Source organism: Nitrospirillum viridazoti CBAmc, from assembly GCF_000730165.1.
Taxonomy (GTDB): Bacteria; Pseudomonadota; Alphaproteobacteria; order Azospirillales; family Azospirillaceae; genus Nitrospirillum; species Nitrospirillum viridazoti.
In genome coordinates, this window is the sequence record NZ_CP022111.1 from 1,329,330 (window position 1) to 1,354,965 (window position 25,636).

General features: G+C 68.9%; 23 protein-coding genes. 9 read left to right on the plus strand and 14 right to left on the minus strand.

Annotation, left to right across the window (positions count from 1 at the left end; all coding sequences use genetic code 11):
- The first annotated feature begins 323 nt into the window (after window positions 1-323).
- From Y958_RS19090 to Y958_RS19115, 6 genes are all read left to right on the plus strand, one after another.
- The gene (locus Y958_RS19090) at window positions 324-740 is read left to right on the plus strand and encodes a hypothetical protein (RefSeq protein ID WP_088873525.1); all 417 of its coding nucleotides are present in this window, start codon (window positions 324-326) and stop codon (window positions 738-740) included.
- A gap of 52 nt (window positions 741-792) precedes the next feature.
- Window positions 793-978 carry a DUF3008 family protein gene (locus Y958_RS19095; RefSeq protein ID WP_040843936.1) on the plus strand — a complete coding sequence of 62 codons (186 nt, stop codon included), beginning with the start codon at window positions 793-795 and terminating at the stop codon, window positions 976-978.
- Between the two features lie 202 nt (window positions 979-1,180).
- On the plus strand, window positions 1,181-1,558 hold the full coding sequence (locus Y958_RS19100) for a hypothetical protein (RefSeq protein WP_088873526.1): 378 nt from the start codon (window positions 1,181-1,183) through the stop codon (window positions 1,556-1,558).
- A 312-nt stretch (window positions 1,559-1,870) separates the two neighbouring features.
- Complete coding sequence (locus Y958_RS19105; protein ID WP_088873527.1) at window positions 1,871-3,274, plus strand: TolC family protein; 1,404 nt, start codon at window positions 1,871-1,873, stop codon at window positions 3,272-3,274.
- Window positions 3,271-4,641, plus strand: a complete 1,371-nt coding sequence (locus tag Y958_RS19110) for a multicopper oxidase family protein (RefSeq protein ID WP_211098621.1) — start codon at window positions 3,271-3,273, stop codon at window positions 4,639-4,641. Before Y958_RS19105 ends, Y958_RS19110 begins: the two co-directional genes overlap by 4 nt.
- A 74-nt stretch (window positions 4,642-4,715) precedes the next feature.
- Window positions 4,716-6,131: an MFS transporter gene (locus Y958_RS19115; protein WP_088873528.1), complete on the plus strand. Its 1,416-nt coding sequence runs from the start codon at window positions 4,716-4,718 to the stop codon at window positions 6,129-6,131.
- A gap of 31 nt (window positions 6,132-6,162) precedes the next feature.
- Here the strand turns inward: Y958_RS19115 and Y958_RS19120 are convergent, their stop codons facing one another.
- The 5 genes from Y958_RS19120 to hisD all read right to left on the minus strand — a co-directional run bounded on the left by Y958_RS19120 (window position 6,163) and on the right by hisD (window position 11,144).
- Window positions 6,163-7,218, minus strand: coding sequence for a LacI family DNA-binding transcriptional regulator (locus tag Y958_RS19120; protein ID WP_211098622.1), 1,056 nt, complete (start codon window positions 7,216-7,218; stop codon window positions 6,163-6,165).
- Between the two features lie 86 nt (window positions 7,219-7,304).
- The gene (locus Y958_RS19125; protein ID WP_088873530.1) at window positions 7,305-8,255 is read right to left on the minus strand and encodes an NAD-dependent epimerase/dehydratase family protein; all 951 of its coding nucleotides are present in this window, start codon (window positions 8,253-8,255) and stop codon (window positions 7,305-7,307) included.
- Window positions 8,256-8,474: 219 nt separating this feature from the next.
- Window positions 8,475-9,020, minus strand: a complete 546-nt coding sequence (locus Y958_RS19130; protein ID WP_211098623.1) for a fumarylacetoacetate hydrolase family protein — start codon at window positions 9,018-9,020, stop codon at window positions 8,475-8,477.
- Window positions 9,021-9,045: 25 nt separating this feature from the next.
- Window positions 9,046-9,813, minus strand: coding sequence for an SDR family NAD(P)-dependent oxidoreductase (locus Y958_RS19135; protein WP_088873531.1), 768 nt, complete (start codon window positions 9,811-9,813; stop codon window positions 9,046-9,048).
- 5 nt (window positions 9,814-9,818) lie between these two features.
- Entirely contained in the window at window positions 9,819-11,144 is a 1,326-nt protein-coding gene (hisD, locus tag Y958_RS19140) for a histidinol dehydrogenase (RefSeq protein ID WP_088873532.1), read from the minus strand.
- 385 nt (window positions 11,145-11,529) lie between these two features.
- Between hisD and Y958_RS19145 the strand changes: the two genes are divergently transcribed.
- Window positions 11,530-12,150, plus strand: coding sequence for a TetR/AcrR family transcriptional regulator (locus Y958_RS19145; RefSeq protein ID WP_088873533.1), 621 nt, complete (start codon window positions 11,530-11,532; stop codon window positions 12,148-12,150).
- Between the two features lie 10 nt (window positions 12,151-12,160).
- Here the strand turns inward: Y958_RS19145 and alkB are convergent, their stop codons facing one another.
- The 4 genes from alkB to Y958_RS19165 form a co-directional block, all read right to left on the minus strand.
- The gene (gene alkB / locus Y958_RS19150) at window positions 12,161-12,808 is read right to left on the minus strand and encodes a DNA oxidative demethylase AlkB (RefSeq protein WP_088873534.1); all 648 of its coding nucleotides are present in this window, start codon (window positions 12,806-12,808) and stop codon (window positions 12,161-12,163) included.
- A 6-nt stretch (window positions 12,809-12,814) separates the two neighbouring features.
- Window positions 12,815-13,564: a DUF72 domain-containing protein gene (locus tag Y958_RS19155; RefSeq protein ID WP_186291347.1), complete on the minus strand. Its 750-nt coding sequence runs from the start codon at window positions 13,562-13,564 to the stop codon at window positions 12,815-12,817.
- A gap of 155 nt (window positions 13,565-13,719) precedes the next feature.
- Window positions 13,720-14,562 carry an S-formylglutathione hydrolase gene (fghA, locus tag Y958_RS19160; RefSeq protein ID WP_088873536.1) on the minus strand — a complete coding sequence of 281 codons (843 nt, stop codon included), beginning with the start codon at window positions 14,560-14,562 and terminating at the stop codon, window positions 13,720-13,722.
- Between the two features lie 66 nt (window positions 14,563-14,628).
- Complete coding sequence (locus Y958_RS19165) at window positions 14,629-15,738, minus strand: S-(hydroxymethyl)glutathione dehydrogenase/class III alcohol dehydrogenase (RefSeq protein ID WP_088873537.1); 1,110 nt, start codon at window positions 15,736-15,738, stop codon at window positions 14,629-14,631.
- Between the two features lie 200 nt (window positions 15,739-15,938).
- Between Y958_RS19165 and Y958_RS19170 the strand changes: the two genes are divergently transcribed.
- On the plus strand, window positions 15,939-16,877 hold the full coding sequence (locus Y958_RS19170) for a LysR family transcriptional regulator (RefSeq protein ID WP_088873538.1): 939 nt from the start codon (window positions 15,939-15,941) through the stop codon (window positions 16,875-16,877).
- 126 nt (window positions 16,878-17,003) lie between these two features.
- Window positions 17,004-17,951, plus strand: coding sequence for a LysR family transcriptional regulator (locus Y958_RS19175; protein WP_088873539.1), 948 nt, complete (start codon window positions 17,004-17,006; stop codon window positions 17,949-17,951).
- Here the strand turns inward: Y958_RS19175 and Y958_RS32840 are convergent.
- From Y958_RS32840 to Y958_RS19200, 5 genes are read right to left on the minus strand one after another with little or no spacing between them, the layout of a single operon-like run.
- Window positions 17,941-19,017: an ATP-binding protein gene (locus Y958_RS32840; RefSeq protein WP_088873540.1), complete on the minus strand. Its 1,077-nt coding sequence runs from the start codon at window positions 19,015-19,017 to the stop codon at window positions 17,941-17,943. The two genes, Y958_RS19175 and Y958_RS32840, sit on opposite strands and share 11 nt — an antisense overlap.
- 1 nt (window position 19,018) lies before the next feature.
- Window positions 19,019-19,708, minus strand: a complete 690-nt coding sequence (locus Y958_RS19185) for a response regulator (protein ID WP_088873541.1) — start codon at window positions 19,706-19,708, stop codon at window positions 19,019-19,021.
- Window positions 19,709-19,723: 15 nt separating this feature from the next.
- Window positions 19,724-21,142, minus strand: coding sequence for an efflux transporter outer membrane subunit (locus tag Y958_RS19190; RefSeq protein WP_244909461.1), 1,419 nt, complete (start codon window positions 21,140-21,142; stop codon window positions 19,724-19,726).
- Window positions 21,142-24,303, minus strand: a complete 3,162-nt coding sequence (locus Y958_RS19195) for an efflux RND transporter permease subunit (protein ID WP_088873542.1) — start codon at window positions 24,301-24,303, stop codon at window positions 21,142-21,144. The genes Y958_RS19190 and Y958_RS19195 overlap by 1 nt, the downstream gene beginning before the upstream one ends.
- Before the next feature lie 6 nt (window positions 24,304-24,309).
- A complete protein-coding gene (locus Y958_RS19200) occupies window positions 24,310-25,497 on the minus strand; it encodes an efflux RND transporter periplasmic adaptor subunit (protein WP_244909462.1) in 1,188 nt (395 codons plus the stop codon).
- Window positions 25,498-25,636: the final 139 nt, after the last annotated feature.

A 25,636-nucleotide genomic window follows, 5' to 3' on the forward strand; every position in this document is an offset into this window, starting at 1 on the left:
AACCACGCCGGCAGTCATTTGTTCCGACGTAGGCCATCCGGACCGGTCCCGAACCAATCTATGACTTTGGTCACGGCAGCGAAGCTTTGGCCGAAGCGCGTTCCTGCGAAAGAGGGTCGGACCATTGGCGGGGAACAAAGGCGGCGGGGCCTGATTTAGACTGCACAAACGACGGCCCAGCCCAGAGGGCAGGCCCAGCGCCCCGATTCCCTCCACCCCATGCCCGTTCCGTCACAGGACAGACGACCGTGGGACGGACGGGTCCCGGGGGTGACGCCGGGACACGAACGCCCTGGGCGTCGATGAGATGAAGGGACATCGTCATGCAGCTGTTGTTCTGCGTCGGCCTGGGCGTCGTCTTGGGCCTGGTCTGCGGCAGGATCGTCAACGGCCGACCGGGATTTTTCACGGTGGAGGCCCTGCTGGGCGCCATCGGCTCCGTCATGGGCGCCTTCTTCTTCGGCGGCCTGGGCGTGCCCGCCAGCGCCCCGGTATTCCTGCACACGATGCTGTTCGCCACCTTTGGCGCCGTGGCCGCCATGTTCACCCTCTATGCCATTCTCATGGCCGTTTATTGGGGCAGCACCTTGTTGCGTGAGTATGAGGACCAGGCGGCGGGCGACACTGAGCCGCCCCCGGCGAAGGCCCTGCCCGTCGAAACACCCCTGGCTGCGACACCCCTGGCCGTGACACCCCTGACGGTCGGTGCCCGGCAGATGGAAACCACCATCGGCCTTTAACCCATCTCTTTAACCCACCTGGCGAATGCCAATCAGCATATGGAGGACATCCATGCCCGCCAAATCCCAGTCCCAGCAGAAGGCCGCCGGCGCGGCGCTGGCCGCCAAGCGCGGCGACATCAAGAAAAGCGAGTTGAAGGGCGCCTCCCGCTCCATGGAGAAATCCATGAGTGAGAAGGAGCTGCACGACATGGCGTCGACCAAGCGCAAGGGCAAGGCCGAACACGTCCATCACTGAGCGTCGGTCACGACGCGCCGACAAGAATTGGCCAACCACGAATTGGTAGTCCCGCGAATGAGGGGGGCGGGCGGCGACGCCCAGCCCCCCTCCTCATATCTGTGCGCCGTCCCCGCCATATTGGCTTTATATCTGTGCGCCGTCCCCGCCATATTGGCTTTGCCCCCTTGCTGGCGCCGGCCAGGGCGCTATAGTCGGCGCCATGATCCGGCTGCCCCCGCTTCCCCTGCTGGCGTTGCTCACCCTCGTGATCCTGGTCACGGGCTGGTCGGCGCCCGCGCGGGCGCATGATTGCGGGCAGGCCGTCGCGGTGGCCGCATCCTCCGCCCTTGCCGCCGCCCCCGCCGACCATACTGTCGCGACCGCCGCCCACGACTGCCATGAGGCGGCTGACTGCTGCTGCGCCGGCGGAATGGCGGGCTGTGCCACGGGGTGCGCCGGCCTGCTGGTGCCGTCCGTCCTGCCGGGCGCGGAGCGGACCGCCGCGCCGCTGATGCTGCTGGCCGCCGGCGACAGCCGGGGCGCCGGCCTGGCCCTGGCGCCCGCCTTGGGGCCGCCCAGACCCAGCCGCATCGCCTGAGGCCCGGGCGCCCTTGGCGGGGCCCCCGCGCGTTCCACCGCGACCGGTTTGCCCTTTCTCCCGAGTTTTTCCCATGCCCCCATTTCTTGCGCGTGTCGCCCTGCTGGCGACCGTGGCGGGCTGCGCCCCCGTGGCGCCACCCGCCTTTTCGCCGGGACCTGGCGCCGCCGACGCCGGCGCCCCCGTGACACCCTGGATTCGCCCCGCCCCGCCCGCCGAGGCGGCGCCCGCCCCGGATGCGGTCCCACCGGATATGGCCCCCATGCCGGCCATGCCCGGCATGGACCATGGTTCCCACCATGGGAGCACGCCATGACCGTATCGAAATGGTTGACGCCGCTGATGATGGCCGGCGCACTGACCGGCTGCGCCACCGTCCCGCCCGAGGCCGGCTTCCCCGATGTGCAGAAGCAGCTGGAGGCCCGCGTGCCCCAGCGCGTCGCCTGGAACCGCGATGCCGCCGACGACGCCCAGGCCGGCCAGGCGGTGGCCGCACTGCTGGCCCGGCCGCTGACCGCCGACGGCGCGGTGCAGGTGGCACTGCTGAATAACCCCGGGCTGCAGGCAACCTATGAGGACCTGGGCGTGGCCCAGGCCGATCTGGTGCAGGCCGGCCTGTTGCGCAACCCCATCTTGTCGCTGGCCACCGAGTTTCCCACCAAGGGGGCGGAGCCGCCGAAGCTGGAATTCAGCGTCGTCGCCAATTTCCTGGACCTGCTGTGGCTGCCCGCCCGGCGGAAGGTGGCGGCGGACCGGTTCGAGCAGGTGAAGCTGACCGTCAGCGCCGAGGTGGTGGAGCTGGCCGCCGAGACCCGGGCCGCCTATCTGCGCCATCGCGCGGCGCTGGAGGAGGCGCAGACCCTGGCCCAGGCGCTGGACGCGGCGCAGGCGGCCTATGACCTGATGGTCCGCCTGAACCAGGCCGGCAACGTCAGCGAGCGTCGCCTGGCCACCGAACAGGCCGCCCTGGAGGAAACCCGGGTGGACAGCATGGAGGCCGCCGCCGAGGTCACCGCCACGCGCGAGACGCTGACCCGCCTGATGGGCCTGTGGGGCCCGCAAGCGCAGTGGAGCGTGGCCGGCGACCTGCCGCCCCTGCCCCCTGAGGAGCCGGGGCTGGCCAGCGTGGAAAGCGCCGTCATCGCCGGCAACCTGAAGCTGGACGCCGCCCGTCGCACCACCGCGGCCAAGGCCTCGGCCCTGGGCTTGGCCGATGCCAGCCGCCTTTGGACCGACGGTGAGCTGGGCGTGGCAGGGGAGCGAGAGACCGACCGGTCCCTGGTCATCGGCCCGTCCCTGACCCTCGCCCTCCCCCTGTTCGACCAGGGCCAGCCGGCCGTGGCCAAGGCGGAGGCCGAGTATCGGCAGGAGGCACGACGTACCCTGCAACTGGCCGTGGACCTGCGCTCGGAAGCGCGCGAAGCGCGCGACCGCCTGGTCCGCGCCCGCGATCTGGCGGACCATTACCTGCACACGGTGCTGCCCCTGCAGGACCGCCTGGTCCGCCTGGGCATGGCCGAATACAACTATATGCTGACCAGCCCGTTCGAGGTCATGGCCGCGCGACAGGCCCGCCTGACGGCCTATCGCCGCTACATCACCGCCGTCCGCGACTATTGGCTGGCCGACAGCGACCTGATCCGCCTGGCGGGCGGACGCCAGACCATTTCCCAGCCCACCCCCAACGAAGCGCCCCAGCCGGGAGGCCCGTCATGACCACCTATCTACCCTGGGGCCGTCGCCAGTTGCTGAAGTCCGCCGCCCTGCTGGGCGGGGCCGGCGCCCTGCTGCGGGGCACGCCGGCCGCCGCGCAGGACCACGCGCACCATACGGCCCCGGCCATGCCGGCGACCAATCCCCCCGCTAAGCCTCGCGCCATGTCCATGGACCGCAAGACGGTGGCGGCGTCGATCACCCCGCCGCGGCCGCCCAGGCTGGTACCCGGTACGGAGCGGCCGGCCACCATCACGCTGAACGGCGGCACCCTGCCCTTCGTCCTGAAGGACGGGGTCAAGGAATTCCACCTGACGGCGCATGAGTTCGAGCAGGAGTTCGCGCCCGGCTTCAAGGTCAAGGTCTGGGGCTACAACGGCAGCAGCCCCGGCCCCACCATCGAGGCGGTGGAGGGCGACCGGGTGCGCATCCTGGTCACCAACAAGCTGCCGGAGCCCACCAGCATCCATTGGCACGGCGTGCTGTTGCCCTCGGGCATGGACGGCGTCAGCGGCCTGTCCGCCCCGCCCATCCCGCCGGGGGAGACCTGGGCCTATGAGTTCACGCTGCGCCAGCACGGGACCCAGATGTACCACCCGCATTTCGACGAGATGGTGCAGATGGCGGTGGGCATGATGGGCATGTTCATCATCCATCCCAGGGACGCCGCCGTGGGCCAGGTGGACCGCGACTACACCATGATGCTGCATGCCTGGGCCATCCACCCCGGCACCTCGCGCCCCGATCCGGCCGTGATGCTGGAACACGACACCTGGACTATCAACGGCCGGGTCTTCCCCGCCGTGGAGCACCTGGTGGTGAAGACGGGACAGCGGGTACGCCTGCGCATCGGCAACGTGTCCATGCACGAGCATCCCATGCACATCCATGGCCACCACATGTGGGTGACGGGTACGGACGGCGGCATGATCCCGGAAGGCGCCCGCTGGCCGGAAACCACCATCCAGGTGCCGGTGGGCAGCACCCGCACGGTGGAGTTCGTGGCCGACAACCCGGGCGACTGGGCCTTCCACTGCCACAAGACCCACCACGCCATGAACACCATGGGCCACGACATCCCCAACTTCCTGGGCGTCAGCCAGGGGGAGGTGGCCCAGCGCCTGGGCGCGCAGCTGCCGGGCTACATGCCCATGGGTGAAGGCGGCATGGGCGACATGGGCCATATGGCCGGCATGATGCCCGGCCCGGCCAACACCCCACCCATGATGACCGGCACCGGGCCCTATGGCGGCCTGGACATGGGCGGCATGGTGACGGTGATCAAGGTGCGCGACGAGCTGGCCGCCGACTACCGCGACCCCGGTTGGTACAAGGCGCCCAAGGGCACCATGGCCTGGAAGGTGGGGTGAGCTAAACGCGCGGGACGGGACCGGAGCCAGACGCCATAGTCGGCACGGTTCCGTCCCGTTCCCGCCTGGTCTCCATGTCTGACACCGCCGTTTCCGCCCGTCACAGCCGCGCCGTGACCTACTTGGTCGCGGGCGCCTTTTTCATGGAGCTGCTGGACGGCACGGTGATCGCCACCGCCATGCCCCAGATGGCACGGTCCTTCGGCGTGGCGCCGGTGGACATGAACATCGGCATGACGGCCTATCTGCTGGCGCTGGCCGTGTTCATCCCCATCAGCGGCTGGGTGGCCGACCGGCTGGGGCCGCGCACGGTGTTCGGCGGCGCCATCGGCCTGTTCACGCTGTCGTCCCTGCTGTGCGGCCTCAGCCCCAGCCTCTGGACCTTCACCGCCGCGCGCGTGCTGCAGGGACTGGGTGGGGCGGCCATGGTACCGGTGGGGCGTCTGATCATCCTGCGCATCACGGAGAAGAAGGATCTGATGCGGGCCATCGGCACCACCGTGTGGCCCGGCTTGGTGGCGCCGGTGCTGGGCCCGCCGCTGGGTGGCTTCATCGTCACCTATGCCGATTGGCCCTGGATCTTCTTCCTGAATCTGCCCCTGGGCCTGGCGGCGCTGGCCATGACCATCGCCTGGGTGCCCCATGAGCGCCCGACCGACTCTCGGCCCCTGGATGTGAAAGGCTTCCTGCTGTCGGGCGCGGCCCTGGTGGCCCTGGTCTTCGGACTGGACACCCTGGGCCAGGGCGCGCGGGCGCCTGTGCAGGCCGTCGGCGGCATCGCCCTGGGCCTGGTGCTGTCGGTCCTGACCATCCGCCATTGCCGCCGCCATCCGGCGCCGCTGTTCAAGCTGGACGCCTTGCGCCTGCCGACCTACGCCATCACCGTCTGGGGCGGTTCGGTGCAGCGGGTAGCCATCGGCACCGTGCCCTTCCTGACCCCGCTGCTGTTCCAGACCGTGCTGGGCCTGGACGCCTTTCAGTCCGGCACCCTGGTGCTGTGCATCTTCGCCGGCAACCTGTCGATGAAGATGGTGACCAACCAGGTGCTGCGCCGCTTCGGCTTCCGCCGGGTGCTGCTGGTCAACGGCGTGCTGATGTCCCTGTCGCTGGCGGCCTGCGGCCTGTTCACGCCGGACACGCCCAAGGCGGTGGTGGGGCTGGTGCTGTTCCTGGGCGGCCTGTTCCGCTCCATGCAGTTCACCGGCCTCGGCACCATCCAGTTCGCCGACGTGCCCAAGGAGGAGGTCTCGGCCGCCAACACCCTGGCCGCCATGCTGGGGCAACTGACCTCCGGCCTGGGCGTGGTGGCGGGGGCGCTGGCCTTGAACCTGGGCGCCTTCCTGCGCGGCCATCCCCAGGGGCAGTCGGATCTGACCGATTTCCGCAACGCCTTCTTCGTCATGGGGGCCGCCGTGCTGCTCAGCCTCTACGACGCCTGGAAACTGGCGCCCGATGCCGCCCAGAACGTCAGCGGGCACCAGCGCGCCTGACGCGAAACCGGATGCGCCGCGACGTCGCCCGTCAGCCCCGCGCGGCGGGACCCCCGGCGGGAGCCCCAGCGGGAGCCCCAGCGGGAGCCCCAGCGGGAGCCCGGGTGCTGGCGCGGATGATCAGCCCGCCTTCCACCACCGCCCGCACCGGCTCGGCCTGGGGGTGGGATATCTGATCCAGGGTGGCGCCGACCACCATGGACACCATGTGGTCGATGGGCTGGGAATATGTCGTCAGGTCGAAACTGGACCAGGCGGCGGCCCCGACATTGTCGAAGCCGACGATGGACAGGTCACGGCCGGGGACCAGGCCGAACTCGAACCGCGCCACCTCCAGCCCGGCCATGGCCATGTGGTCGTTGGCGTAGAAGATGGCGTCCGGCGCCTGGCCGCTGGCCAGCAGGGCGCGGGTGGCGATCTTGGCGCCCATGTGGTCGTAATGCCCCACGGCACGGGCGACGCCGAATCCCTGGGGTTCCAGCACGGCGCGGTACGCCGCCTCACGATCCCGGCTGGTGGAGGAGCTTTCCAGCCCGGCGACATAACCGAAGCGGCGGTGTCCCATGGCCAGCAGGTAGTTGGCGATGGCCCGGCCGCCGCCCTCGTTATCGCCGGTGACGCTGGACACGGTGGGGCTGTCGGTCTTGCGGTTCAGCAACAGCACGGGGATGCCGGCCGCCCTGCACTCCTCCGCGAGGTGTGAGGACAGCATGACGGAGGCCAGGATGACCGCGTCGACGCGGTAGCTCAGCATGTCCGCCACCACCGGGTCGCCGCTACCGGGTGGGCTGGTGAACAGCAGCAGGCGGTAGCCTTCCGCCTGGAAGGCGTGGGACAGGGCCTGCAGCAACTGTGGATAGAACTGGTTTTCGAGATAGCCCACCACCACGCCGATGGTCCTGGACTGCCGGGTAATGAGGGAACGGGCGATGAGGTTGGGGCGGTAGCCCAGCTCCGCCGCCGCCTTCAGGACGCGGTCGCGGGTGGCGGGGGCGATGCTGGCGCCCTCGGTGAAGGCACGGGACACGGCGGATTGCGACACGCCGGCGTGCGTCGCCACGTCATAGGCCGTGGGCAACAGCGCCACGCCCCCAAATCCCCGCACCGGCCGCTTCGCCACGCTGCCCCCACGCCTCATCCGCCCGGTCCCGCCCCGGATTTCGCGGTCCGACTTTAAAGGGTCGACAGCGCGGATTCCACCAAGGCGTCCACTGTGCCGTCATGGCGGAAACCCGCCGCGTCCGCCGCTGGCGTCGACAGCGGCGGATGGGCGCCGAACGCCGCCTCCAGCCCGGCATCCGGGGCATAATCGACCAGGCCGGCATCCGTCCCCGTGCGGCGGGCGATCGCGGTGACCAGATCCCCCATGGCAAGGCGCAAAGCCGGCAGGGTAACGGCCCCGCCGACGGGCATGAGTGCGCCATCGACGGTGGCGGCGTGCAGCAGGTTGTCGACGCAGCGGTCCAGCGACATGGCCCAGATGGCGGCGGCGGGCGACACCGGGCAGGTATAGGGCCGACCGGCGGCCAGGGCGTGGAACACGTCGCTCATGAAGGCGGACTTCAGGCCGGTGGCCCCGCCGGGCCGCGCCAGGATGCCGGACAGGCGGATGGCCACGGGATCGACCAGGCCCCGGCGGCGGTAGTCGTCGAGCGCCAGTTCCACCATGCGCTTGTGGGTGCCATAGGTCATGGCGGGCTGAAGCGGCGTCGCGTCATCGACCAGCGCCGGCATGGGGTGGCCCAGCACGGCGATGGTGCTGGTGTAGACCACGCGCAGCGGCGGCACCCTTCCCGCGTGCGCCGCGGCCGCCGCCTCGATCAAATCCAGCGTGCCGTCCAGGTTGACCTTGCGCGACAGCGCGGGATCGCGGGCCGCCGCCCCACCCGGCAATGCCGCCAAGTGGAACAGCACGTCGGCGCCATCCGCCACCAGCCGGGCGCGCACGCCGGCATCCGACAGGTCGCCTGCCACCCGCGTCACGCGGATGTCGTCCAACTCCGGCGGGTCCAGATCGGCCAGCACCAGCCGCTCTACCACCCGCCCGTCCAGGCCCTGGGCCAGCAGGCGACGCGCCAGGTGGCGGCCGACAAAACCACCGGCACCGGTCAGTATGATCCTCATGGGGTTCCCGCTTTTGCTTGATTGGCCATCTCAATCGGCCACGATAGGCCGTCCCCGTTCCACCGCATAAACGATAAGGCGGAGGCATGGTATCGACGGCACCGAAGGATCAGGCGCGCGTCTCCTAAACACTGGCCGGCACAACCCGCTGGTCGATACGGCCGAAGACGGATCGTCCATCGGCGCCAAGCACCTCGATGCTCACCGTGTCGCCAAACTTCATGAAGGCGGTCTTGGGCGCAGGCTCCAGTCGTTGGCCAGCATGACCAGGCGCACAGCGTCGCGGGCGGCGGCCTCGTCCGCCCCCATGGGGACGTCACCGACGACAATGGCGAATTCCGCCTCGAAATCGATGCCATCCTCGTCACTGACGAAGGGTGCCTCACCCTGCGGCGGCAAGAAATCATCCGACCCGCCCTGGTACATGACGGGAATGACATCGGCCTGGGGGATGGGCGGAATGTTGAAGGCCCGGTCCAGCAGGCGGCCATGCGCCAGGTAGGAGGAACCATCCAGCCACTGATAGGCGCGCGGCAGGGGCGATTCCGCCTGGGCCTGGTCGAAGGGAAAGGTGTCGTCCATTTGCCCGGCGTTGAGGGCGTCCGACAGCGCCGCCAGCCGGGGCGCCACCGCGTCCCAGCGGTCCAGCGCCGCCTGCAGGGTGGGAACGACGCCGCCGGCATCGACGGCACGGGCCAGATCGCGCGACACCACCACCAAGCGGCCGTCGCGGCTATCCGCCGATTTGTACGTCGCGAGCTTCATAGCCTCTGATCTTTCAGGAGAGGGTTCAGTCAGCGGTCCAGCCGCCGTCGATCATCATCGACGTGCCGGTCATGAGAGCCGAGGCGTCGGAGGCCAGGAACACCACCGCCCCCATCAGATCCTCCACCCGGCCCAAGCGGCCCAGCTTGATCTTGGCGAGAACGCTGGCCAGGAAGTCCTTGTTCTCGAAGAAGGGCTTGGTCAGCGGCGTCTCAATGAAGGTAGGGCAAAGGGTGTTGGACCGGATGCCGTGGGGCGCCAGGTCCAGGGCCATGGCCTTGTTCAGCCCCTCCAGCCCCCATTTGGAGGCGCAGTAGAGCGTGCGGGTGGGCCCGCCCACATGCCCCATTTGCGAGGACATGTGGATCAGGGAGCCGCCCCGGCCAGCATTGACCATGCCGTCCGCCACGGCCTGGGCCACGAAGAAGGCGGCCTTCAGGTTCAGGTCCAGCACGGCGTCATAGTCATTCTCCGTCACCTGGATGAAGGGCTTGGGCCGGTTGGTGCCGGCGTTGTTCACCAGGATGTCGAAGGAAGGTTGTCCGGCCAGGGTCGCGCGGACGCCGGCGGCGTCGCCGACGTCCAGCGCCAGGGCCTCCGCCGAGCCGCCCTGCTCCCGGATGGCCGCCGCCACCGCCGCGATCTCGCCTTCGGACCGGGCGGAGACGACGACGTGGGCGCCGGCGTCGGCGAGGGCGGCGGCGCAGGCCGCGCCTATCCCCCGGCCCCCGCCCGTCACCAGGGCACGCCTGCCCTCCAGGCGGAAGGTCGGGGTACGCGGCAAGCTGGTCATGGCGGTCACTCGGCGGCGGAGAGGGGTGGCACCGCGCTGGCATAGGGCACGTTGCGGCGGCCGTAGCGGCGGACACGGATATTGGCCTGTTCGCCATGGCCGGCGAAACCCTCCAGCGCGCACAGGCGGGAGCAATACTCGCCCACCAGAGCCGACGCCTCGTCCGTCAGCACCCGCTGATAGGTGCAGGTCTTGATGAACTTGCCCACCCACAGGCCGCCGGTGTAGCGGGCGGACTTCTTGGTCGGCAGGGTGTGGTTGGTGCCGATGACCTTGTCCCCGAAGGAGACGTTGGTGCGGGCGCCCAGGAACAGGGCGCCGTAGTTGGTCATGTGGGTCAGGAAGTAGTCCGGGTCGCGGGTCATGACCTGGACGTGTTCGGAGGCGATCTGGTCGGCGATGCGTACCATCTCCTCCTCACTCTCAGCCACGATGACCTCGCCATGGCGGTCCCAGGCCTGACGGGCGATGTCGGCCGTGGGCAGGACACCCAACAGGCGTTCCACCTCCGCCATGGTGTCGCGGGCCAGCTTTTCCGAGGTGGTCAGCAACACGACCGGACTATCGGGCCCATGCTCGGCCTGGCCCAGCAGGTCGGTGGCGCACAGCTCTCCATCCACGCTCTCATCGGCGATGACCAGGGTCTCGGTGGGGCCGGCGAAAAGGTCGATGCCGACGCGGCCGAACAGCTGGCGCTTGGCCTCGGCGACATAGGCGTTGCCGGGGCCGACCAGCATGTCGACCGGGGCGATGCTCTGTGTGCCCAAGGCCATGGCGCCCACCGCCTGGATGCCGCCCAGGCAGTAGATTTCATCGGCGCCGGCCAGGGCCTGGGCCGCGACAATGGCGGGCGCCGGCTTGCCATGGAAAGGCGGGGCGCAGGTCACCACCCGCTTCACCCCCGCCACCTTGGCCGTCACCACCGACATGTGCGCCGACGCCAGCAGCGGGTACTTGCCGCCGGGGACGTAGCAGCCGGCGGCGTTCACCGGCACGTTCCTGTGGCCCAGCACCACGCCCGGCAGCGTCTCCACCTCCAGGTCCCGCAAGGCGTCGCGCTGGTGCTGGGCGAAGGTGCGCACCTGGGTCTGGGCGAATTCGATGTCCTTCAGATCCTGGGCTGACAGGCTATCGATGCAGGCCTGGATTTCCGCGTCGGTCAGGCGATAGCTGTCGCGATCCCACGCGTCGAATTTCACCGACAGCTCGCGCACCGCCGCGTCGCCGCGCGCCTGGATGTCCGCCAGGATGCCTTCCACCGCATCCCGCACCTTCCGCTCGGTCTCCGCCACCACGGCCGCGTCCGCGCCGCGCTTCAGCCACTGCGCCATCCTGGTATCCCTCTCCTTTATGACCGCCGGCCGCAGGTGCCCATGGTCGTGAATTCGAATGCAAATAAATATGCGTCCAGGCGCAACGCACTGTCAAATCAGCAGGGTTAATGGCTCATATCGGCGACACCGCTACAGCAATGCTCTATGAATTCGGATGCATTTCAATGCCGGATGGAGGCCCCCTTCCAACGAACCGGGCAGCGGCACCGGGAAATGGTGCGGCAACCAAACTAACCGCGCGCAAAAAGCCGACGCGACAAAATACAACCGCCTGCCATTGCCACTACAAAAAGTGTTAATGCCTCTGCCCGGGTGCGTTACCCTGCGCTCGCCCCTAGTAATGGGCCCCCTTCGGGAATGAATCGCGGACGCAGCTGACCAGATGGCCGAAAAGACACTGAAGCCCGGCAACGACCTGATGAAACGGGTGCAACAGGCCTTCCTCACCTACGGCTACAGCGACCTGACCATGGTGGACCTGGCGGAGGCCTGCGGCTTCACCCGCCGGGCCCTGTACCACTATTTCAGCAACAAGGAGGACGCGTTCAAAGCCACCATGCGGCATGAGAACGCGGCCCTGATCCAGGCGGGGATGGAGGCCGGCGCCCGCGTCCGCCAGGCCGGCGGCAGCGCGCTGGACATCATCACCGAGATCATGGACGTGCGTTACGGCTACACCCGTCGCGTCCTGTCCAAGTCCCCCCACATCATCGACCTGAACGCGGAGGCGTTCAAACGCGGCCGCGAGCAGATGATCGAGGCCGCAATCAATTTCCAGGCGCAGCTGGAAAAGCTGCTGCGGGAATTGGAACAGGACGGCCTGCTGCGCCTGTCGCCGGAATTCACCCACGCCATGGCGGCGCAGGCCTTGGCCGACGGCGGTCGCGCCGTGAACCAGAGCCTGCCGCCCTTCCCCGCCGAGCACCTGACGGCCCGCTACCGCGCCATGTGCCGCGCCGTGCTGTTCGGCTGCGCGACATTGCCCGAGCCCCAGGCCGAGTAGGCCGCACGCCTCAGAACGCGCGGCGCAGCGTCAGGTTGATGCGCCGCGCGCCCAGCAGCGGGTGCACGCCATCCTTCAGCGGCAGGACGCCGTGATGGAACAGGCGCGATGGCCCGCCCCACACCACGACATCGCCATGGGCCAGGGCCACGCGGCGCACCGGGTCGGTGCGCTTCAGCCCGCCGAACTGGAAGGTCGCCGGTAGGCCCAGGGACAGCGACACGATGGGGTGGCCCTTGTCCCGCTCATCCCGGTCCTGGTGCAGGGTCAGGCGCGCGCCGGGTTCGTACTGGTTGATCAGGCAAGCGTCGGGATCGAACCCGGCGTAGCCGGCCTCCGCCGCGGCCACGCGCGCCAAGTCGCGCACGATCTCCGGCAGGGGCGGCCACGGCAGGCCGGTCAGCGGGTCTTGGGACGCGTAGCGATAGCCGGACCGGTCGGTGACCCAACCGGCGGGCCCGCAGTTGGTCATGGCCACCGACATCTCGAACCCGCCCGGCGTCATCATGCGACGGAAGGGGGCGGCGGCCGTGACCTGCGCCAGGGTCACCAGCAGATCCTCGACACGGGGCAGCGCCCAGCCGCGCAGCAGCACGGCCCCCGGGCCGATCTCCTCCCGGGCCGGCGGGGGTGGCTCCAGCCCGGCCAGCAAATCCATCACAACTTATCCCAAGCGCTCGATGAGGGCCATGGCGGCGACGGGGTTGCGCACCTTGTGGCCGCTGATGACGTAGAGATAGACATCCTTGCCGCCCGATGCCCAGTCCTTGGCCTTCTTGGCCCAGGCGTCCAGGGCAGCCTCGCTGTAGCCTTTCTCCTCCCCCTCCGTCGTGCCCATGATGCGGGCGTAGGTGAAGGGGGCGGTGTCGACCTCGATCTCCGGATACTCGCTGTCGGCCGCGTGGATCACGGCGACGCCGTGCTTGCGGGCCAGCTCCGCGAACTGCGGATCGCGGAAGCTGTCATGCCGCACCTCCACCGCGTGACGCAGGGACCGCCCGCCCGCCTCGGCCGGCAGGGCCGCCAGGAAGGCGCCGAAATCGTCGGGATCGAACTTCTTGGTGGGCATGAACTGCCAGTTGATGGGCCCCAGCTTGTCCTTAAGTTCCAGCACGCCGCTGTCGATGAAGCGCTGCACCGACTCCGCCGCCTCCGCCAGCACGCGGCGGTTGGTGGTGAAGCGCGGGCCCTTGAGGGAGAAGACGAAATCGTCAGGCGTCTCGTCATGCCACTTGGCGAAGCTCTCGGGCTTCTGCGAGCCGTAATAGGTGCCGTTGATCTCGATGGAGCTGAGCTTGCGGCTGGCGTATTCCAGCTCCCGCTTCTGGGTCAGGCCATCGGGGTAGAAGGTGCCCCGCCAGGGCTCGTACGTCCAGCCGCCGATGCCCACCCGGATACGGCCCTGCTTCGCCATCGCTTCCTCCCCTCGCCAATCGCCCAGGTCGCAAGCGCGTCGCATAGCGCGCCGCGCATCGTCCGTCCCCCCGTTTCCCAACACGGAAACGGGCGGCCCCGCCATAGGTGGGGCACGCCCGGGAAACGTCAACGGTGACGGAAGGAAGAACACCTTCAGGCCTTCAGCCGTTCCGCGTGCCATTCCAGATGGTCGCGCATGAAGGTGGAGATGAAGAAGTAGGAATGGTCGTAGCCGTCCTGCAGCCGCAGGGTCAGGGGGATGCCGGCATCGGCGCAGGCCTGGCGCAGCAGCTCTGGCCGCAGCTGGTTTTCCAGGAAGCTGTCGGCCGTGCCCTGGTCCACCAGCAGGTCGGGCAGCCGCGCCCCATCCTGGATCAACGCCACGGTGTCGTGGTGGCGCCAGGCGGCCGGGTCGTCACCCAGGTAGCCGGGCAGCGCCTTCTGCCCCCAGGGTACCTGGGTGGGCGCCACGATGGGCGCGAAGGCGGAGACGGACTTGAAACGGCCCGGGTGGCGCAAGGCCACGGTCAGGGCACCGTGCCCGCCCATGGAATGGCCGGTGATCCCCTGGCGGTCCATATCCACGGGGAAGTTGGCGGCCACCACCTCCGGCAATTCCTTGGTGACGTAGGACCACATGCGGAAATGCGGCGCCCACGGCGCTTGCGTGGCGTCGACATAGAAGCCCGCGCCCTGGCCCATGTCCCAGGCGGCATCATCGGCCACGCCCTCGCCCCGCGGGCTGGTGTCGGGGCAGACGACGATCAGGCCCAGCTCGGCCGCCGCCTGGCGGAACTCGCCCTTGTCGGTCACGTTGGCGTGGGTGCAGGTCAGGCCCGACAGGTACCAGACCACGGGCAGCTTGGCGCCATTCGTGGCTTGAGGCGGCAGGAAGACGCTGAACACCATGGGCGTGCCGGTCTCGGCCGAGGCATGGCGGTAGACGCCCTGGATCCCGCCATGGCTGCGGCTGGTGGATACGGTCTCAAGGGTCATGAGGGGGCCTCCAGACATAGGAAGACCGGGCGCGGCGGCCGCGCCCGGTCCTGACGGCGGATCAAATCAATACACCACCACCGAGCGGATGCTTTCGCCAGCGTGCATGAGATCAAAACCCTTGTTGATCTCGTCCAGGCTCAGGGTATGGGTGATCATGGGGTCGATCTGGATCTTCCCGTTCATGTACCAGTCGACGATCTTGGGCACGTCGGTGCGGCCCTTGGCGCCGCCGAAGGCCGACCCCTTCCACACCCGGCCGGTGACCAGCTGGAAGGGGCGGGTGGAGATCTCCTTGCCGGCCTCGGCCACGCCGATGACGACGGACACGCCCCAGCCGCGATGGCAGGCTTCCAGCGCCTGGCGCATCACCACCGTGTTGCCGGTGCAGTCGAAGGTGTAGTCGGCGCCGCCGTCGGTCAGGGCCACCAGGTGCTGGACGATGTCGCCCTCCACCTTCTTCGGGTTCACGAAATGGGTCATGCCGAAGCGGCGGCCCCATTCCTCCTTGCTGTCGTTGATGTCGACGCCGACGATCTTGTCGGCGCCCACCATCCTGGCACCCTGAATGACGTTCAGGCCGATGCCGCCCAGGCCGAAGACGACAACGTTGGCGCCGGGTTCCACCTTCGCCGTCTTCACCACGGCGCCCACGCCGGTGGTGACACCGCAGCCGATGTAGCAGGAGGTGTTGAAGGGCGCATCGTCCCGGATCTTGGCCAGGGCGATCTCCGGCAGCACCGTGAAGTTGGAGAAGGTGGAGCAGCCCATGTAGTGGAAAATGGGCTGGCCCTTGTAGCTGAAGCGGCTGGTGCCATCGGGCATCAGGCCCTTGCCCTGGGTCGCGCGGATGGCGGTGCACAGGTTGGTCTTGCCGGACAGGCAGGATTTGCACTGGCGGCATTCCGGCGTGTACAGCGGGATGACGTGGTCGCCCGGCTTCACGCTGGTGACGCCCGGTCCCACCTCGCGCACGATGCCGGCGCCCTCATGGCCCAGGATGGACGGGAACAGGCCTTCGCTGTCCAGGCCGTCCAGCGTGTAGGCGTCGGTGTGGCAGATGCCCGTCGCCATGATCTCGACCAGGACCTCACCCGTCTTCGGGCCCTCCAGGTCCACTTCCACGATCTCCAGGGGCTTCTTCGCCTCGAACGCCACGGCGGCACGGGTCTTCATGGGTGCGTTTCCTATCTGGTGCAGGATTGATGCCGGCGCCTTCCCCTTCAGAGTAAGGGAAACCGGCCCGTGAGCCGCCACCTTACGCCAAGGTGGGCGCTCCCGTCCGCGCGACTATAGTATCGATTTTCCTGGCAATGCCCGCCGCCACTCGGCAAATCATTGTTGCTGACAGGCAATAATCCAAGGGCGCCTTTGCGATGGCACGCTGGGACGGCATCGATGAGTTCATCGCCGTGGGCGAAACGGAAAGTTTCTCACGCGCGGCCCAGCGGCTGGGCATCTCCACCTCCCACGTCAGCCGGGCGGTGGCACGGCTGGAGGATCGCTTGCAGGTGCGCCTGCTGTACCGCACCACCCGGCACGTCAGCCTGACCGACGCTGGCAGCACCTTCCTGGAGCGCTGCCGCCGCCTGGTGGATGAGCGCGAGGACATGTACGCCGCCGTCAGCGAGCAGGATGGCGCGCCCAAGGGCCATCTGCGGCTCACCTGCTCCATCGCTTATGGGGAGCGCTACATCGTCCCCCTGGTCAACCGCTTCGCCGCCAGCCATCCACAGCTGGCGGTGACCATAGACCTCAGCAACCGCGTGGTAGATCTGGTGGGTGAAGGCTTCGACCTGGCGGTGCGCACCGGCAGCCTGCACGACAGCCGCCTGATCGCGACCCGCCTGGCCTCGCGCACCCGCCACCTGTGCGCGGCCCCCGGTTACATCGACCGCCATGGCACGCCGCACAGCCTGGAGGATCTGGCCCGCCACCATTGCCTGGTGGGCACGACGGAGGTCTGGCAGTTCAGCGTCGACGGCAGGGAGGTGGATGTCCGTCCCCAGGGCAACTGGCGCTGCAACAGCGGCTTCGCCGTGGTCGACGCCGCCCTGCAGGGCCTGGGCATCTGCCAGTTGCCGGACTTCTATGTCGCAGCCCACCTGGCGGAGGGGCGGCTGGTGCCCCTGCTGGACCATCTGCGTCCGCCGGACGAGGGGGTGTGGGCGGTCTATCCGCACCGCCGCCACCTGTCGCCCAAAGTCAGCCTGCTGATCGAGTATCTGCGCACGCGGCTGGAGGATGCGCCGGCCGCGACATCGCCCAATGCCGGCCGCGATGGCAGCACCTCGCATCGCTATGGAAATGCCTGAATGCAGCCCGGCCATACGGGTCCATGCCGGGGTGCGCAGGCCACCTGGCCGTTCTAAGTCGGGCGGTCTCACGCTATGAAAGGGGGCCCGGGCGACCGGGGTCCCCCTTCCGGTCCCGGACGCCCCATGCTGATCGAGAACCTGACCGACATCACCATCTTCATCCGCGTCGTCGCCACCGGCAGCCTGTCGGCGGCGGCGCGGGAGCTGGACCTGTCGCTGGCGGTGGTGTCCAAGCGCCTGGCCCGGCTGGAAGAGCGGCTGGGCGTGCGCCTGGCCAACCGCACCACCCGCCGCTTCAGCCTGACGGATGAGGGGTTGGAATTCCATGAGCGCTGCGTGCGCATCGTCGCCGACCTGGAAGAGGCGCAGGATCTGGTGGCCAGCCGCCGCCGCGCTGCCACCGGCCTGCTGCGGGTGACGGCCACGGCCGCCTTCGCCCGCCGCCACATCGCCCCCCGCCTGCCCCGCTTCCATGCCCAGTATCCCGACGTGCGGGTGCAGGTGCTGGTGACCGACACGGTGGTGGATCTGGTGGAGGCCGGCATCGACGTCGCCATCCGCCAGGCGGCCCTGCCCGACAGCACCCTGATGGTGCGCTGGCTGGCGCCCAACTACCGCATCCCCTGCGCCGCCCCCGGCTACATCGCCCAACATGGTGAGCCGGCGACGCCGCAGGACCTGCTGCACCACCACTGCATCGTCATGGGCGACCCGCCCATGTCCACCTGGCGCTTCGACTGCCGCGAGGCGCTGGGCGAACCGGTGGCGGTGGAAATCCGCCCCCTGATCCAGACCAACGATGGCGAGGTCGGCCACGCCGCCGCGCTGGCGGGGTCCGGCATCGTGCTGAAATCCATCTGGGACATCTGCGACGACCTGGCGACCGGCCGCCTCAAGGGCCTGCTGCCGCAATACCACTCCCCGGCGCCCGCCATCCAGGCCGTCTACCCCGCCGGCCGCCACGCCGCCGCCAAGCTGCGCGCCTTTCTTGATTTCCTGTCGGCGGAACTGAAGGCCGATCCGTGCTGGGGGGTGGCCAACCGGCCGGCGCGCGACACCGTCACGGCTTGAGCGGCAGCCTGATCTCGAACGCCACGCCCTGGGGCGTGACCGGTTCGGCGCGCACGTCGCCGCCATGGGCACGGGCGATGGCCTGGACGACGGCTAGGCCCAGGCCGGTGCCGCCGCTGATGCGGGCGCGGGAATCGTCGGCGCGCCAGAAGGGGTCGAAGGCGTGGGCCTCCATGCCCGGTGGCAGGCCAGGTCCTTCATCCGCCACGCGCAGCACAACGCTTCCGCCCTCCAGCACGATCGCCACCCGCACCCGGCCGGGGGCGGCGTAGCGGCGGGCGTTTTCCAGCAGGGCCAGCAGGGCCTGGCGCACGCGGGCGCCGTCGGCCGAAACCTCCACCGGCGCCAGGTCGGTTTCGATCGCCAGGCCGGCAGCGGCGCAGGTGGGGCTCACCAGGGCCACCACGGCCGCCGCCTCCGCTGCCACGTCCACCTGCTCCCGCCGCAGTTCCAGCCGGCCGCTCTGCGCCAGGGTCAGCAGCTTCAGGTCATCGACGATGCGGGTCAGCAGATCGACCTGTCCCACCAGGCCGCGGAAGGCTTCCATATCCGGGGTGAACACGCCGTCGGCGTAGCCCTGCAGGCGGCCGCGCAGGATGGTCAGGGGCGTGCGCAGCTCATGCGCGATGGCCACGTTCCAGGTGCGCATCTCGATGGCGGCGCGCTCCAGCTGCGCCGCCATGGCGTTGAAGTCGTGCACCAGCTGCTTGGTCTCCCGGAAGCCGCTCTCGTCCACCTGGGCGCGGGCCGTCAGGTCGCCGCCGGCGATGCGCTTGGCGGCCCCGGCCACCGCGTCCAGCGAAGCGATCAGCCGGCGGGCGAAGCGGACCGCGGCCCGCGCCGCCATGGCGACGCCCACCATGCCCAGCAGCGCCGTGACCGACCAGTCCATGACATGCTGCCAGATCCCGGGCGGATGGTGGAACAGGTCCGGCCACAGGCGGAACATGACGGTGAAGAAGATGGTGAGGCCCACGGTCATGATGACCAGGGCCAGGCCGGTGACCGCGGCCATGGACAGGACCAGCTGCCGGTTCAGGCCGGTGATGCGCCGGAAGCGCCACATCTTAGACGGCCGGTCCCAGGCGATAGCCCACGCCGCGCACCCCTTCCATGAAGCCGCCGGCGCCGGCGGCCTGCAGCTTGCGCCGGATGTTGCTGGCGTGGCTGTCGATGGTGCGCTCCAGCGTGTCACCCTCGGGCAGGCAGGCGTCAATCAATTCCCCCCGGGTGAAGGCGCGGGTGGGGGCCCGCATCATGTGGGCCAGGATGCGGAATTCCGTCAGCGTCAGGTCCAGCCGGTTGCGCTTCCCCGCCGTGGTCACGACCGCCATGTGGGCGGTCAGGTCCAGTTCCAGCCCGCCCAGTCGCAGCAGGGTCTGCCCCTCGGTGGAACGGGTGCGGCGCAGGACGGCCTTGACCCGCGCCACCACCTCCAGCGGGTTGAAGGGCTTCACGATGTAGTCGTCGGCGCCGATGCGCAGGGCCTGCAGCTTGTCCAGATCCTCGCTCAGCGCCGTCACCATGATGACGGGGGTGTCGCCGCGCCGGCGCAGCTCGGCCAGCACCTCGTACCCATCCACCCTGGGCATCTTCACGTCCAGGATGACCAGGTCGGGCGGCAGGGCGCGGTGCAGGTCCAGCGCCACCTGGCCGTTGATGGCGGTGACGGTGCGCAGGCCTTCCCGCTCCAGGTAGCCCTGCAGGATGCTGGCGATCTCCGGCTCGTCCTCGGCAATCAGCACCAGGGAACTCATGATCCCCGTCCCTTCCTATTTCACCCCGCCGCCCAGCACCTGGTACAGCGTGACCAGGTTGCCGGCGTCGGTCAGCTGCACCGACACCAGGGTCTGCTGCGCGGAATAGAGGGTGCGCTGGGCGTCCAGGGCGTTCAGATAGCTGTCCGCCCCCTGCTTGTAACGGGCCTGCGACAAGTCGTAGCTGGTCTGGGCACTGCGCACCTTGGCCTGCTGGGCGTCCAGCTGCTCGGCGATGGTGCCGCGGCGGGCCAGGGCGTTCGCCACCTCCTTGAACGCGGTCTGGATGGTCTTCTCATATGTCGCCACCGCCGCCTGCTGCGTGGCCTTGGCATAGTCCAGGTTGGCCTGGTTGGCGCCATTGTCGAAGATGGGCACCGAGACCGAGGGCGTGAAGCTCAGCGACTGCGACTGGGCCTGGAACAGGTTGCCGAAGGCCGAACTGGCGAAGCCGGCCGCCGTCGTCAGGCTGACGGTGGGGAAGAAGGCGGCGCGGGCGGCCCCGATGTTGGCGTTGGCCGACTTCAGGCTGTGTTCCGCCGACAGCACGTCCGGCCGGTTCAGCAGCACGCCGCTGCTCATCCCCGCCGGCAGCGCCGCCAGGGTGAAGGTGCGGCCCTCAATGCCATCCGGCAGATGGGCGGGGTCCACCGGCCCGCCGGTCAGCGTCTCCAGCGCGTTCAGGTCCTGCGCCACCAGGGTGGTGTAATTGGCGACGTCCGCCCGCGCCGTCTGATAGATGGTGTCGGCCTCCGCCGCGTCCAGCCGGGTGGCGACGCCGTTGCTGAGGCGCTTGCGCGTCACGTCGGCGGAATGCTGGGCGCTTTCCATCGTCTCCTGCGCGATGCGCAGCAGGCTTTTGTCGGCGGCGTAGGTGATGTAGGCGGTGGCGACCTCGGAAATCAGGCTGATGCGCGTGGCCCGCGCCGTCTCCTCCTCCGCCAGGTAGGTCTCAAGGTCCGCCCGCGTCAGGCTGGCGACGCGGCCGAACAGGTCGGCCTCGAAGGCGCTGACACCGACGGCGGCGGACAGGGACTTGGTCTCCTGCCGGTTGGACCCGGCCCCGGTACGGCTGTAGCTGCCGCTGGCCGAGGCGTTCACCGTCGGTAGCTGCGCCGCCTCCTGCACCCGATACTTGGCCCGGGCGGCCAGCACGTTCTGCACCGCCACCCGCAGGTCGCGGTTGTTGTCCAGCGCCTGGCCGACGACGGCGCGCAGGTCGGCGTCGACGAAGAAGTCCTGCCAGCCCGTCTCCGCCGCCGGCATGCCCGCCGCGGGCTGGCCGTAAGCCGCCCCCTGCGGCCAGGCGGACGGCACCGGGGCGGCCGGGCGCTGATAGTCCGGGTCCAGGGAAATGCAGCCGGCCAGCAGGCTGAGCGCCAGAAGGGAGGTGGCCACAAGGGCGGTCGTGGTGCGCAAGAACGGCTGCGTCATCACACGCCCTCCGAATGCTGGTCGTCGGCCGGGTCGTTCCTGGGGGCGGCGCCGTGCTTGCCGGCCAGGTCGCCGCCGAACAGCTTGCGCACCAGGACATAGAACAGGGGCACGAAGAAGATGGCCAGGACGGTGGCCGAAATGACGCCGCCGACCACGCCGGTACCGATGTCGTTCTGGCTGCCCGCCCCCGCCCCCGTGGCCAGGGCCAGCGGCAGCACACCGGCCACGAAGGCCAGGGAGGTCATCAGGATGGGCCGCAGGCGTAGGCGCGCGCCCTCAATGGCGGCCTGCACCGTGGGCACGCCGCGCTTCTCCGCCGCCTCCGCGAACTCCACGATCAGGATGGCGTTCTTGGCGGACAGGCCGATGGTGGTCAGCAGGCCCACCTGGAAATAGATGTCGTTGCTGAGGCCCCGCAGGGTCGCCGCGGTGACGGCGCCCAGGACGCCCAGCGGGATGACCAGCAGCACCGACACCGGGATGGACCAGCTTTCATACAGCGCGGCCAGGCAGAGGAAGACCACCAGGATGGACAGGGCGTACAGCATGGGCGCCTGGCCGCTGGACAGCCGTTCCTGGTAGGACAGGCCGGTCCACGACAGGCTGGTGCCCGGCGGCAGCTGGGCCGCCAGCTTTTCCATGGTGTTCATGGCATCGCCGGAGCTGGTCTCACCGGCGGCGGCACCCTGGATTTCCAGGGCGGCCAGGCCGTTGAAGCGCTGCAGCTGCGGCGGGCCCATTTCCCAGCGCGCCTGGGCGAAGGCGGTGAAAGGCGCCATGGTGCCGTTGGATCCGGTGACGTACCAGGCCCCCAGATCCTCGGGCGCCGAGCGGTAGGGCGCGTCGCCCTGGACATAGACGCGCTTCACGCGGCCGCGGTCGATGAAGTCGTTGACGTAGTTCGCGCCCCAGGCGCCGCTGAGCGTGCTGGTGATATCGCCGATGGACAGGCCCAGCGCGGTCGCCTTGGCGTGGTCGATGTCGATCTTCAGCTGCGGCGTATCATCCAGGCCATTGGGGCGGACGGCCTGCAAGGTCCTTTCCTGCGCCGCCAGGCCCAGCAGCTGGTTGCGGGCGCCCATCAGGCCGGCATGGCCCAGGGTGCCGTTGTCCTGCAGCCACATGTCGAAACCGTTGGACTGGCCCAGGCCCTGGATGGACGGCGGGATCAGGGAGAAGATCTGGGCGTCACGGATGCTGGACAGGCTTTTCGTCGCCCGGGCGGCGATGGCCTGGGCCCGGTGTTCGGCCCCCGGCCGATCGCTCCAGTCCTTCAGCGCCAGGAAGGCCATGCCGGCGTTCTGGCCCGAGCCCGCGAAGCTGAAGCCGGCCACGGTGAACAGGGCGCGCACCGTGCCGCTCTCATTCTCCAGGAAGTACTTCTCGATGGCACGGGACACCTGGTCGGTGCGGGCGTAGGTGGCGCCCACGGGCAGGGTGTACTGCACCATGACACTGCCCTGGTCCTCATCGGGCAGGAAGCTGGTGGGCAAGCGTACGAACAGCAGGGCCATGGCGCCGACGATGACGCCATAGGCCAGCATGAACAGCACGGGCCGGCCGACGATACCGCCCAGGCGGCGTGCGTAACCCTCCTGCCCCCGGTCGAAATTCCGGTTGAACCAGCCGGCCAGCCCTTTGGTATGGGCATGGCCGTTGGCCTTCAGCAGCGTGGCGCAGAGGGCGGGTGACAGCACCAGGGCCACCACCACCGACAGGGCCATGGCCGACACGATGGTGATGGAGAACTGGCGGTAGATCACGCCGACGGACCCGCCGAAGAAGGCCATGGGCAGGAACACGGCCGACAGCACCATGGCGATGCCCACCAGGGCGCCGGTGATCTCGGTCATGGATTTCGCCGTGGCCTCATAGGCCGACAGCTTCTCCTCGCGCATGATGCGTTCGACGTTTTCCACCACGACGATGGCGTCGTCCACCAGCAGGCCGATGGCCAGCACCATGGCGAACAGGGTCAGGGTATTGATGGAATAACCCGCCGCCGACAGCACGCCGAAAGTGCCCAGCAGCACCACGGGCACGGCGATGGCCGGGACCAGCACGGCGCGCCAGCTCTGCAGGAAGACGAACATCACGATGACCACCAGGATGATGGCCTCGATCAGGGTCTTGATCACCTCATGGATGGACAGCTTCACGAAGGCGGTGCTGTCGCGGGGATAGGCGATCTTGTAGCCGGCGGGGAAGTTGTGGGCCATGGCCTCCACCTTGGCCTTGACGGCGGCGGCGGTCGTCATGGCGTTGGCTCCCGAGGCCAGCTGCAGGGCCATGCCCGAGGCCGGGTGGCCGTTCAGCCGGGTGCTGACGCTGTAATCCTCGTTGCCCAGTTCCACCCGCGCCACGTCGCTGAGGTGCACGGTGGCGCCGTTGGTCAGCGTCTTGACGATGATCTTGCGGAACTGGTCCGGCGTCTGGAGCCGCGACATGGCGGTGACGGTGGCGTTCAACTGCTGGGTGTCCGCGGAGGGCCGCGCGCCGATCTCACCCGCCGTCACCTGGGTGTTCTGCGCCTGGATGGCGCTTTCGATGTCCGACGGCATCAGGCCGTAGCTGTGCAGCTTGTGCGGGTCCAGCCAGATGCGCATGGCGTACTGCGAGCCGAAGACGCGGGTGGTGCCCACGCCGTTCACGCGGCTCAGCGGGTCTTGCAGGTTGCTGACCAGGAAGTCGGCCACGTCGGCGCTGCTGGCCTTGTCCGTCTCATCGTAGACGGCGACCACCATCAGGAAGTCGGTCTGCGCCTTGGCGACGGTGATGCCCTGCTGCTGCACTTGGGTGGGCAGGCGGCTGGTGGCCTGGGACACCTTGTTCTGCACCTGCACCTGGGCCACGTCGGGGTTCGTGCCCTGCTCGAACGTGACGCTGATGCTGGCGCTGCCGTTGGAGCTGCTGCTGGAGCTGAAGTACAGCAGGTGGTCGATGCCGGTCAGCTGCTGTTCCAGCACCTGCACCACGCTGCTTTCCACCGCCTCGGCCGACGCGCCGGGGTAGGAGGCGCTGATGGAGACCGACGGCGGGGCGATGTCGGGATATTGCGAGATCGGCAGGGTGAAGATGGCCAGCACGCCGAACAGCATGATGACGATGGCGATGACCCAGGCGAAGATGGGCCGGTCGATGAAGTAGCGTGCGAACATGGCGGCTTATTTCCCGTTGCCCGATGTGGGCGCGCCGCCAGTGGGCACGCCGCTGGCGGGCGCCGCCTTGGCCGACAGGTTCACCTCCACCGGCGTCACCGTCTGACCGGCCTTGACCTTCAGCGAGCCCTCGACGATCAGCCGGTCGCCGTCCTTCAGGCCGTTGGTCACCAGCCACTTGTCGCCCACCGTGCGGTCCACCGTCAGCGGCCGCTGCTCCACCTTGTTGTCGGCCGTCACCACCAGGGCGATGGGCTCGCTCTTGGGATTGCGCGACACGCCCTGCTGCGGCGCCAGGATGGCGTCGGACATCACGCCCTGCTCCACCATCGTGCGGACGTACATGCCGGGCAGCAGCATTTCCTGCGGGTTGGGGAACATGGCGCGCAGGGTCACGGCACCGGACTCCTGGTCCACCGACACCTCGGCGAACTTCAGCGTACCGGGCGTGGCGTAGGCGGTGCCGTCCTCCAGCTTCAGGGTTACCTGCGCGTCGGCCTTGCCCAGCCCGCCGGAGACCAGGCGCCGCTTCAGCGACGTCATCTCGATGCTGGACTGGGTGATGTCGACGTAGATGGGGTCCAGCTGGGTGATGGTGGCCAGCGCCGTCGTCTGGTCGGCCGTCACCAAGGCACCCTCGGTGATGCTGGACCGGCCAATGCGGCCGCTGATGGGGGCGGTGATGCGGGTGTAGTCCAGGTTGACCTTGGCGGCCTTCACCGCCGCCTTGTCGGCGATGATGGTGGCCTCGCCCTGCTGGTAGGCGGCGCGGGCGTCGTCATAATCCTGCTTGCTGACACCCTCGACCTTCACCAGCTCGCCATAGCGCTCGGCCTTGGATTTCAGGCTGATCAGGTTGGCCTCGGCATTGGCCAGGGTGCCCTGGGCCTGCTCGTAGGCGGCCTCATAGGGCGCCGGGTCGATCTGGTACAGCAGCTGACCCGCCTGGACCATGGCGCCTTCCTCGAACAGGCGCTTCTGGATGATGCCGGCCACCTGCGGCCTCACGTCGGAGACGCGATAGGCGCTGGTGCGGCCGGCCAACTCCGCGCGCAGCGGCACCGTCTGGGTGTGCAGAACGACGTAGCCCACCTGTTGCGGCGGCGGGGCCGCCTGCTCCTGCTTCTTCTCGCACGCCGTCAGGGCCAGCAGGGCAGCGCCCGCGAGGGCCGGAAAACTCAATCGCTTCAACATCTCGGGCGTCATCCTGACGGTTACGGCGGCCTTGGGCGCTCACTACCCGCGGTTGCTACACGCTCCCCGGGAACCGAAGCAAGATAGCAAAGTGGCCGATAATTCCGGGATGGGTTATCCGAGTTTTGTGGAGAATATG

Excerpts from the sequence above, each read along its gene's own strand:
- Y958_RS19100 (WP_088873526.1), top strand. The coding sequence starts at position 1,181 with ATGATCCGGCTGCCCCCGCTTCCCCTGCTGGCGTTGCTCACCCTCGTG.
- Y958_RS19110 (WP_211098621.1), top strand. The coding sequence starts at position 3,271 with ATGACCACCTATCTACCCTGGGGCCGTCGCCAGTTGCTGAAGTCCGCC.
- Y958_RS19145 (WP_088873533.1), top strand. The coding sequence starts at position 11,530 with ATGGCCGAAAAGACACTGAAGCCCGGCAACGACCTGATGAAACGGGTG.
- Y958_RS19125 (WP_088873530.1), bottom strand. The coding sequence starts at position 8,255 with ATGAGGATCATACTGACCGGTGCCGGTGGTTTTGTCGGCCGCCACCTG.
- Y958_RS19200 (WP_244909462.1), bottom strand. The coding sequence starts at position 25,497 with ATGTTGAAGCGATTGAGTTTTCCGGCCCTCGCGGGCGCTGCCCTGCTG.
- Y958_RS19175 (WP_088873539.1), top strand. The coding sequence starts at position 17,004 with ATGCTGATCGAGAACCTGACCGACATCACCATCTTCATCCGCGTCGTC.
- Y958_RS19190 (WP_244909461.1), bottom strand. The coding sequence starts at position 21,142 with ATGACGCAGCCGTTCTTGCGCACCACGACCGCCCTTGTGGCCACCTCC.
- Y958_RS19170 (WP_088873538.1), top strand. The coding sequence starts at position 15,939 with ATGGCACGCTGGGACGGCATCGATGAGTTCATCGCCGTGGGCGAAACG.
- Y958_RS19095 (WP_040843936.1), top strand. The coding sequence starts at position 793 with ATGCCCGCCAAATCCCAGTCCCAGCAGAAGGCCGCCGGCGCGGCGCTG.
- Y958_RS19155 (WP_186291347.1), bottom strand. The coding sequence starts at position 13,564 with ATGGCGAAGCAGGGCCGTATCCGGGTGGGCATCGGCGGCTGGACGTAC.
- Y958_RS19130 (WP_211098623.1), bottom strand. The coding sequence starts at position 9,020 with ATGAAGCTCGCGACGTACAAATCGGCGGATAGCCGCGACGGCCGCTTG.
- Y958_RS19165 (WP_088873537.1), bottom strand. The coding sequence starts at position 15,738 with ATGAAGACCCGTGCCGCCGTGGCGTTCGAGGCGAAGAAGCCCCTGGAG.
- fghA (WP_088873536.1), bottom strand. The coding sequence starts at position 14,562 with ATGACCCTTGAGACCGTATCCACCAGCCGCAGCCATGGCGGGATCCAG.
- hisD (WP_088873532.1), bottom strand. The coding sequence starts at position 11,144 with ATGGCGCAGTGGCTGAAGCGCGGCGCGGACGCGGCCGTGGTGGCGGAG.
- Y958_RS19135 (WP_088873531.1), bottom strand. The coding sequence starts at position 9,813 with ATGACCAGCTTGCCGCGTACCCCGACCTTCCGCCTGGAGGGCAGGCGT.
- Y958_RS19105 (WP_088873527.1), top strand. The coding sequence starts at position 1,871 with ATGACCGTATCGAAATGGTTGACGCCGCTGATGATGGCCGGCGCACTG.
- Y958_RS19090 (WP_088873525.1), top strand. The coding sequence starts at position 324 with ATGCAGCTGTTGTTCTGCGTCGGCCTGGGCGTCGTCTTGGGCCTGGTC.
- alkB (WP_088873534.1), bottom strand. The coding sequence starts at position 12,808 with ATGGATTTGCTGGCCGGGCTGGAGCCACCCCCGCCGGCCCGGGAGGAG.
- Y958_RS19185 (WP_088873541.1), bottom strand. The coding sequence starts at position 19,708 with ATGAGTTCCCTGGTGCTGATTGCCGAGGACGAGCCGGAGATCGCCAGC.
- Y958_RS19195 (WP_088873542.1), bottom strand. The coding sequence starts at position 24,303 with ATGTTCGCACGCTACTTCATCGACCGGCCCATCTTCGCCTGGGTCATC.
- Y958_RS19115 (WP_088873528.1), top strand. The coding sequence starts at position 4,716 with ATGTCTGACACCGCCGTTTCCGCCCGTCACAGCCGCGCCGTGACCTAC.
- Y958_RS32840 (WP_088873540.1), bottom strand. The coding sequence starts at position 19,017 with ATGTGGCGCTTCCGGCGCATCACCGGCCTGAACCGGCAGCTGGTCCTG.